Source organism: uncultured Candidatus Puniceispirillum sp. (assembly GCF_963979125.1).
Lineage (GTDB): Bacteria > Pseudomonadota > Alphaproteobacteria > Puniceispirillales > Puniceispirillaceae > Puniceispirillum.
In genome coordinates this window covers 1-8,200 of record NZ_CAXBVX010000087.1, presented here as the reverse complement: position 1 = coordinate 8,200, position 8,200 = coordinate 1, and the positions used below count along the sequence as shown (strand labels likewise).

Sequence of the window (8,200 nt, the reverse complement as noted above, 5' to 3'; positions counted from 1 at the left end):
CAAGATCAGTCCTCGTCTGCCATGCCTCGGAAATCTCAGCCGATGCCAGATGATTACGGTTCAAATAAGTGCCTAGACCATTGAACTGGCCAAGTGGTTGCGCCGCGCGCAACGCCGCGGTTGCTTGTGAATCAATTTTTTGAACTGTTGTGCATCCAAAGGGACCACAATTTTCCACCTCAACAAATACCTGCTCATGCGCAACAAACAGCGATTGCACGGCAACTGATACGATCGGCAAGGCAATGAACAAAAGCATTGCAAGTGCAGACGGCCAGATAAAGCTCATAAATGTACGATGTGGCATGGTTCAGATCTTAAAGTAAAATAGCTGGAGAGAGACAAACCCCTCTCCAGCCAGTCAGCTTCCTAGAGGAAGCCTTTTTCTTTAGCTGCTGCACGATAAGCCGCTTCAATATCGGCAAGTGCTTGTTCAGCGCTTTCCTTGCCTTGTAGGAAGTCGGCAAGCTCGCCGCCCGCAGCCCCATGCAATGCACCCATATAAGGCAACATCGGATATGGTGCCGCCGCGCCATTGGCTGTTGCAATAACACCAACACCAGTAGCTCGTGCAGGCACACCTGGCATCAACCAGTTGGCCTTATCAACATTCGCTTTTGCCATGTCCGAAGAAATACTAGCCATGACAACCTTGAATGTGGCTTCGGCATCAGCGTCCGAGATATTCTTGGCAATAGCAAAACCATCCCACCACAAAGTAGATGCGGGAACTGATCCACCAGCCGCAGTAGGTGCGCTTGCAAATTTTGTGTTCTTTTCGATGTCGGCAGTAGATCCTTCACCATCAGTCACCGCACCTGCGCGTGAACCCCACAGATTTGTCATAGCGACATTGCCAGCTTCCCATGATGCCTGAACTGCGTTCGAGTCATGCGTCAGGAAATCAGGATTCATATATTCGCTAAGCGCCTTCATCATATTCAATGTGGCAACACCCTTAGCGTTATTGATCGCTGGCTCTGCAGAACCTGGCTTGAAGAACGAGCCACCATGACCAAGATACATATTGACGAATTCTTCACCCAGATTCCAGCCAGCCTTATATGTACCGGCAATCGGATAATCCATCAGACCTTTGTCTTTGATCGCTTTGGCCGCGGCCAACACATCATCATAGCTTGCGGGCACACCAACGCCAGCCGCGTCAAGAATGTCCTGACGATAGAACAGATGCTGGGCGTTCGCCATAAAGGCAATCGCCATCACGTTGCCATCAACCGTAATCAACTGCGACTTGGCAATGCCTTGACCATATTTCGCAACATAATCATTCAACGGACGCACAAGATCGTCATTCATCAACGTAACAAGCGTGCTGTTTGTCGCATGTGACGTGGTATATTCAGCAGGGTTAGCTGTCATAGCCGCGACGATAAGATCTTTATAATCTTTATTCAGGTTAACGGACACTGACGCGCCGCTACCATCACATTTCATGGCTTCTGCAGACACAGCCTGTGATGCTGGAAAGTCATTCGCAATGATACGCACTGAGCCGGAACTGACTCCACAACCAGCAAAAGCTGAAGATGATCCAGCAATTGCAACAGCTGCTGTCAGTGCTATTTTTGACAACATGTTCATAAATTCACTCCTTAAAAAAGTCTTTGTTTTATCAACCTACGGCGAAACGCCGCCCAAAGCCTAAGCGTTCGATTTCACCTAAGCAGAACTCCACTCCAAACTTTGAATACGTATGCAAAGAATGTAAAGTATAAAGTCGCGCTTATGGTTCATTTCGGTTTATTTATGCAATCGGCACCAAACACCGCCCCTGTCATTCAGACAACAGCATCAGGATGGCTTGGCCTCAAAGAACTGGCGGTTGGGGCCATAAGGGTTAGCCGACGTCATCGCCCGCATCCGCGCCAGCACGTCAACACCAAGCTGGTTATAAACATGCAACAGATCGACAAGCACCCAGTTTTCGCGGATCAGCCCGTTTTCACAGCGCCAGAAATCAAGACTGCGCATGGTGATTTTCTTATCTGCGGGCACAATGCCCAAAAAGCCGTCGCCGCTCACCGTCATCGCCATACCTGGCCATGCCGTTACCGCGACATAGTCATTATCCCCGAAAAAATATCGTTTCCCGGGCCCCGAACCACGGTCAGGCATACCAGCTAGAAAGGGGATTTGATGCCAGTTCCGAAAACCCGAAATACCGCGGCCTGTACCAATACCTGACGGGCCATACCAACTAAAATGTGGATGCCAGTATCTATCCAGCTGCATCGCGGCCGCGCCTGATTCTGCAAATTTGCCCAAACCTTTGAGCATGTCCAGAACAAGCTGAACACTTGCATCGGCGGTATCTTGATGCCATGCGGGCAGAAACAGACCATCCGCCGTAGCTGGCCCGGGCACCAGCCATTCACGCCCCATGCTTGGGCTCATCGGCCACACGCCGGCTTGCATCATCACTTCGGGAATATCCCATAGCGCCTGCATCTCGACCACTTTCCCATCTTCAAAGCGGTAAAATTCATGAAACCGCATGCTGGCTTGATGTCCGGTTGGCGGAATATCCAGAAAAGGCGCCATAAAGGTACCCGTGTAATAGCCACAGCATCCCACCCAGTCGCTATTACCATCGTCGGTCATGGCTGCCCCTGCCATCACCAGATAATCGCGGCGTTCCAGATCAGGGAACGCGTTATAAAGCGGCATCAACGCCTGTTCGATCAACCCTTCTGGCCCCGCCAGCGTTTCAAAAGGATGCGCTAGATGAATGGCGGCATCGGGCGCAAACAACGCTTTGATCTCGGCGCGCACTCCTTCAGGCGTAAAGTCATACATGGCTTTGCGCAAAGGGTGGATAAGGTCTTTATTGATAGAATGCTTTGATGTCATAAAAACCCTTTGGCCAGTGCGGCGCGCCATAATGCTAAATATTGAAACCATCCAAACCTAGACACCGATCAAAAACTTTGGCAAGAGTTTTTGCATACCTATTCAAAATAGGTCATGATGACATCATCACAGCCAAACAGCCTTGCGCATCAGCACTCAGCCAAACCGGATATGACATGACCACAGACGAACAAACCATTATCGCCGCCAAACATACGGCACATCGGCATCTGCATAATCTGGCACAAGCTGGCAATGTCCAAGATGCCTATCACGCAGATGCGCATCTATGGGCAAGCCACCCCTTTAACAAGCTACATGGGCATGATGCCATTCATGACTTTTGGCACCAATTACGCACCGCCCTTCCCGATATGGAACGGCGCGACAGCATTTTTACAGGCGGCTACAGCAAACCTGATGCCCGCATGGATGATAGCCTGAACGGTCGGTTATTGATCGCGACGATGGGGCATTATCAGGGCACCTTTACTGAGGATTTATGCGGTATTCCAGCTACAAATGGCGTTGTGCATATCCGCAGTTGCGAGGTGCACCATATCAGTGGCGACAAGATCGCCCATTCCTACATATTGATTGATTTGCTGGACCTGATGCGTCAGGCAGATGTGTGGCCTATAGCCCCGTCATTAGGTGCCGAGGGCGCATGGCAACCGCCATCCAGCAGTGCAGGAATCCGCCTTGATATACAGGATTCCACCGCTGGCGCGCGTGCCTTTGACACCGTTATAGACATGCATAATGCGCTGCAGACATTTGACGGCAAATCTCTCGACAGCATGCAACATGGGGCTTATTGGGGCGATACATTCCTATGGTACGGCCCAGCTGGTATTGGCACCACGCGTGGCATGGATGGATTCCGCGCGCATCACCAGATTCCCTTTCTGACTGGCTTTCCCGACCGCAAGGGCGCCGGCCATTATATCCGCATTGGCGACGGGAACTTTGTTGTAACAGGTGGCTGGCCATCGGTAACTGGCACACATAGGGGCGAATGGCTCGGCGTACCTGCCACTGGCAAGCATATCGAAATGCGGGTGATGGATTTCTATCATCTGGTCGATGGTAAAATCACCGAAAACTGGGTGCCGATCGACATTTTATATATGCTTCATCAAATGGGGCTTGATGTCTTTGCCCGCCTCAAACATATCCGCGGAAACCCCAAACGCGACCTCTAGCACCTTCCCAGCCTTATTTAAGCTGGATCACTCTTTGACCATTCTATGAACGACTAAGCTGATAATAAGCCCGCAAATCGCGCCATCCAGAACCATCCATAATGGCGATGAAAAATATGATAGAAATGTTTCTGACTGGTTTAGTATTTTTTCATAGGCATCACCAATAAACAGCATCAGCGTAAAATTAAACCACGCGCCCATCATTGGCCCCATCAGCCACCATTTGAATTCAATTGGAAACACCGGATGCTTTATATCAACACTTAAAATGCCGACTAGAAGCCCCAGATTTATGCTGTAAAACAGGGTTCCAAACCGGATAGCCCAACCCAGATTTGGTAGCGTATAGATGATGATAACCAAACCCAGAAGGCCCAATATAAAGCCGGTAAGCTTGCCATATGCGGCGCGACTTACCATGGTTCTATGATGTTCTTGCATCAATCAATCTCCCAAACAATTATTGTTGAAAAGTCGATACAATGCCTATCATGCCTCGCAACCAGCCACATTGATCTAAATCAATTTTACAAACATGCAGGTAAAGTGAGAATAAGGCTGGTTCAGGATGCCGCCATCGCAACGGCAATATTCGCGGCCAAACGGGCATTATTCAGCACCAACGCGATGTTCGTTTTTAGCGAGTCACCTCCCGTCAAAGCAACCATATGCTGAAGCAGAAACGGCGTTAATTCCTTACCACTGATTGCCTGTTTGTCGGCCGCTGCCAGTGCCGCATCAATCGCCGCGCTGATGTCGGTTTCGGCAATCGCATCATCTTCGGGAACGGGATTCATAATCACCGCGCCCCCGGCCAGCCCAAATGACCATTTTGCCGATAACATGGCGGCAATCTCTTCTGGCGTCTCGGCGCGGCTTGTCAATTTCAGCCCCGAACTGCGCGACCAGAAGGCTGGCAATTCATCGGTCTGATAGCCAATCACGGGCACCCCCAATGTTTCCAGATATTCCAGCGTCAGGGACAGATCAAGGATCGCCTTTGGCCCCGCGCAGACAACCGCAACATCGCTTTTCGCCAGCTCCTGCAAATCGGCGGAAATATCAAACGTCTGCTGTGCACCGCGATGCACACCGCCAATGCCCCCTGTCGCAAACACCTTGATACCGGCCTTTTGCGCCATAATCATGGTGGCGGCAACGGTGGTGGCACCATGCCCCTTTTGCGCCAGAATATGTGGCAAATCACGGCGGCTCAGCTTCTGGATGTCGCTGTCTGGTGTGGCCAGCCGTTCTAAATCACTTTCATTCAATCCGATTTTGACACGCCCATCAAGCACCGCAATCGTTGCTGGCACCGCACCTGCCGCGCGCACCACCGCTTCCAGCCGCTTGGCGGTTTCCAGATTATCCGGCCATGGCAAGCCATGTGAAATGATGGTCGATTCCAGCGCCACAATCGGTTTGTTAGTGGCGCGCGCATCGGCAACTTCGTCAGTATAGTCAATCATCCTCGGATCCTATGAAACAGGCGCATAATGCGCGTGAATATATGCCGCCGTTATATCAGGATGCACCGCCTTACGGGATGATAAAGTGAATTGCGCCACTGCATGTGCAAAATCCACCCGCGCCGCCCATGCCATTTCATGTGCCCAGCCATAGACAAATCCGGCCAACAGGGCATCGCCAGCACCCGATACATTTACGGCCTGCGTGCTATCTGGTATTTTGGTCACCATATCGCTTTGTGTGACCGCGACAAATCCGTTCGCCCCGTCAGACATGATGATCTGCGCAACCCCAGTCGGGCGCAAGGCGCGCAGCAGAACATCTGTCTTGGCATCTTGACCAAGGCTGGTCAGCACCCGCGCTTCATTCATATTGGCTTTCAAACAGGTGATCTGATCCAGAAAAGGTATCAGCTTTGCCGCTTTTAACGCCGACACACAATCACAGAACACGGCCTTATCCTTGGTACGCGCAAAAATACCTGCCAGCATATCAACAGGCAGATTGGCATCCAGCACCAGCGCGTCAGCTTGCGCGATCACTGGATCAATCGCATCAAGAATGGCTGGCGTCAGACTATCAATCAACCCCATCTGATGCAGTGCCACATGCATTTCGCCTCGGCCATCATGAATGCTGACATAGCTATCACTTTTTGCCCCGTCACGGATGATCGCATGATCCAGCCGCACGCCACCATCAAGACAGCTTTGGCGCAACCGCTGCCCCAGCATATCGTCACCAAAAACGCTGATAAATTGTGGTGCCAGACCCAGACGCCCCAGATTTTCGGCAATATTGCGTCCAACCCCGCCACAGCCAAAATCGACCTCGCCCTTATTCGATTCTTCAAGCACCAGGTCACCATGGGCTGACATTGCCACGACATCGATATTGGCACCACCAATGACCAGGATCGATTTTGATATTGCCGGCGGCTTATCGGGAATGTGGGTCATCGGATATGTCTATCATCACGAAAAAAACAGAAAAGAATAAAGGCGCCTCAGTATGACGCTTTACCCCACATTATGACGCTTTCCTATTGCAAAGTCAGCACCTCCGTAACTGATAACCCAAATGCACCTATAATCGGCATGGCGCATAAGCATAAATGCCTAAAAATTATGCTACATACCGCTTGATTGCATGAATTTTCATCATTTTGGGCAATTATGCCTAATATAACAGCATTCATCTTGCTATTTCATCACCGCCGACGACACTAAGCGCAAATTAAAATCGGGGTCGATATAACGTCCCCAGTCAAACGGAGAATATCATGCGTAGTTTTGTTTCGGTGGCGTGCGCCACTCTGGCGCTGGCCGGTTTCGGTATGGTGTCTGCACCAGCTTTCGCGTCGGACGCGCTCAATAGCGGTGACACAGCGTGGATTTTGACAGCGACCGCCCTTGTCCTGTTCATGACCTTGCCTGGTTTGGCGCTGTTTTATGCTGGTCTTGTGCAATCAAAGAATATTGTTTCGGTGCTGATGCATCATTTTGCCATCGCCTGTCTGATGTCGATCCTCTGGGTGATCGCGGGCTATTCACTGGCCTTTAGTGGTGACGGGGCGTGGTTTGGCGATTTCGGTAATCTATTTATGGGTGGCATCGGGCTGGACAGCATGTCGGGGACAATCCCTGAATCTGTCTTTGCCGCCTTCCAGATGACATTTGCGGTGATTACACCGGCACTGGTGATTGGTGCCTATGTCGAACGCATGAAGTTCTCGGCTGTTCTGCTGTTTTCGGCAATCTGGCTTTTGGTTGTTTATGCCCCTGTGACCCATTGGGTATGGGGTGGTGGCGTCATGGCCGCATGGGGTGTGATGGATTTTGCAGGCGGCATCGTTGTGCATGCCACCGCAGGCACCGCCGCATTGGTATGCGCTGTGGTGCTTGGCAAACGTCGTAATTTCCCTGAATCGGTAACCCCGCCGCATAGTCCGGTTCTGACCATGATTGGTGCCAGCATGCTGTGGGTTGGCTGGTTTGGTTTCAATGGCGGTTCGGCGCTAGGCGCTGGATCGGGGGCTGGCATGGCCTTGCTTGTCACGCATATCGCCGCGGCGACCGCATCGCTGGTATGGATGGTCATCGAATGGGCACGCTTTGGCCGCCCATCGCTTGTCGGTATTGTAACTGGTATGGTTGCGGGTCTTGCAACGGTGACTCCGGCCTCTGGCTATATCGGCGTACCAGGCGGTTTGATCCTTGGCCTTGTTGGCGGTGGTGCTTGTTATCTGGCGGTTGACCTTATCCGCGTCAAGATGAAGATCGATGACTCGCTTGATGTCTTTGCCGTGCATGGTGTTGGCGGCATTCTGGGCAGTCTGCTTGTTGCCTATCTGGCCTTGCCTGCCTTTGGCGGCCTTGGTCTTGCTGATGGCGTCTCGGCATCATCCCAGCTATGGGTTCAGTTCAGCTCGGTTGCCATTACCGTCATCTGGACAGCCTTAGCCAGCTTTGTGATCCTGAAAGTGATTAGCGCGACGACCAATGGTCTGCGCGTTGACACACAGGATGAAATCGAAGGTCTCGACATCACCCAGCATGGCGAATATGGCTATCACACGAAATAGGCATGTGATGACGATTATATCATGAACCGAATAGCAAAGGCGGGGGCACCATCCCCGCCTTTTT

General features: G+C 51.4%; 7 protein-coding genes and 1 pseudogene. 2 read left to right on the top strand and 6 right to left on the bottom strand.

Going from position 1 to position 8,200, the window contains the following annotated elements; genetic code table 11:
• The 3 genes and pseudogenes from ABNT28_RS08630 to ABNT28_RS08620 form a co-directional block, all read right to left on the bottom strand.
• A pseudogene (locus tag ABNT28_RS08630) lies at positions 1-307 on the bottom strand (sugar ABC transporter permease); the annotation flags it as partial.
• Between the two features lie 62 nt (positions 308-369).
• Positions 370-1,605 carry an extracellular solute-binding protein gene (locus tag ABNT28_RS08625; protein ID WP_332924574.1) on the bottom strand — a complete coding sequence of 412 codons (1,236 nt, stop codon included), beginning with the start codon at positions 1,603-1,605 and terminating at the stop codon, positions 370-372.
• 210 nt (positions 1,606-1,815) lie between these two features.
• On the bottom strand, positions 1,816-2,874 hold the full coding sequence (locus ABNT28_RS08620; RefSeq protein WP_348721397.1) for an ester cyclase: 1,059 nt from the start codon (positions 2,872-2,874) through the stop codon (positions 1,816-1,818).
• Between the two features lie 176 nt (positions 2,875-3,050).
• On the opposite strand from ABNT28_RS08620, the gene ABNT28_RS08615 reads away from it, so the two are divergent.
• A complete protein-coding gene (locus ABNT28_RS08615) occupies positions 3,051-4,079 on the top strand; it encodes an ester cyclase (protein WP_348721396.1) in 1,029 nt (342 codons plus the stop codon).
• Between the two features lie 27 nt (positions 4,080-4,106).
• Here ABNT28_RS08615 and ABNT28_RS08610 read toward each other — a convergent pair whose 3' ends face one another.
• The 3 genes from ABNT28_RS08610 to ABNT28_RS08600 form a co-directional block, all read right to left on the bottom strand.
• Positions 4,107-4,523, bottom strand: coding sequence for a hypothetical protein (locus ABNT28_RS08610; RefSeq protein WP_348721395.1), 417 nt, complete (start codon positions 4,521-4,523; stop codon positions 4,107-4,109).
• Between the two features lie 122 nt (positions 4,524-4,645).
• Complete coding sequence (locus ABNT28_RS08605; protein WP_348721394.1) at positions 4,646-5,551, bottom strand: pseudouridine-5'-phosphate glycosidase; 906 nt, start codon at positions 5,549-5,551, stop codon at positions 4,646-4,648.
• A 9-nt stretch (positions 5,552-5,560) separates the two neighbouring features.
• Positions 5,561-6,511: a carbohydrate kinase family protein gene (locus ABNT28_RS08600; RefSeq protein ID WP_348721393.1), complete on the bottom strand. Its 951-nt coding sequence runs from the start codon at positions 6,509-6,511 to the stop codon at positions 5,561-5,563.
• A 377-nt stretch (positions 6,512-6,888) separates the two neighbouring features.
• Between ABNT28_RS08600 and ABNT28_RS08595 the strand changes: the two genes are divergently transcribed.
• The gene (locus tag ABNT28_RS08595) at positions 6,889-8,136 is read left to right on the top strand and encodes an ammonium transporter (RefSeq protein ID WP_348721398.1); all 1,248 of its coding nucleotides are present in this window, start codon (positions 6,889-6,891) and stop codon (positions 8,134-8,136) included.
• The last annotated feature ends 64 nt before the right edge of the window (positions 8,137-8,200 follow it).

Coding starts and splice junctions, on each gene's coding strand:
- ABNT28_RS08595 (WP_348721398.1), top strand. CDS start 6,889: ATGGTGTCTGCACCAGCTTTCGCGTCGGACGCGCTCAATAGCGGTGAC.
- ABNT28_RS08600 (WP_348721393.1), bottom strand. CDS start 6,511: ATGACCCACATTCCCGATAAGCCGCCGGCAATATCAAAATCGATCCTG.
- ABNT28_RS08605 (WP_348721394.1), bottom strand. CDS start 5,551: ATGATTGACTATACTGACGAAGTTGCCGATGCGCGCGCCACTAACAAA.
- ABNT28_RS08610 (WP_348721395.1), bottom strand. CDS start 4,523: ATGCAAGAACATCATAGAACCATGGTAAGTCGCGCCGCATATGGCAAG.
- ABNT28_RS08625 (WP_332924574.1), bottom strand. CDS start 1,605: ATGAACATGTTGTCAAAAATAGCACTGACAGCAGCTGTTGCAATTGCT.
- ABNT28_RS08620 (WP_348721397.1), bottom strand. CDS start 2,874: ATGACATCAAAGCATTCTATCAATAAAGACCTTATCCACCCTTTGCGC.
- ABNT28_RS08615 (WP_348721396.1), top strand. CDS start 3,051: ATGACCACAGACGAACAAACCATTATCGCCGCCAAACATACGGCACAT.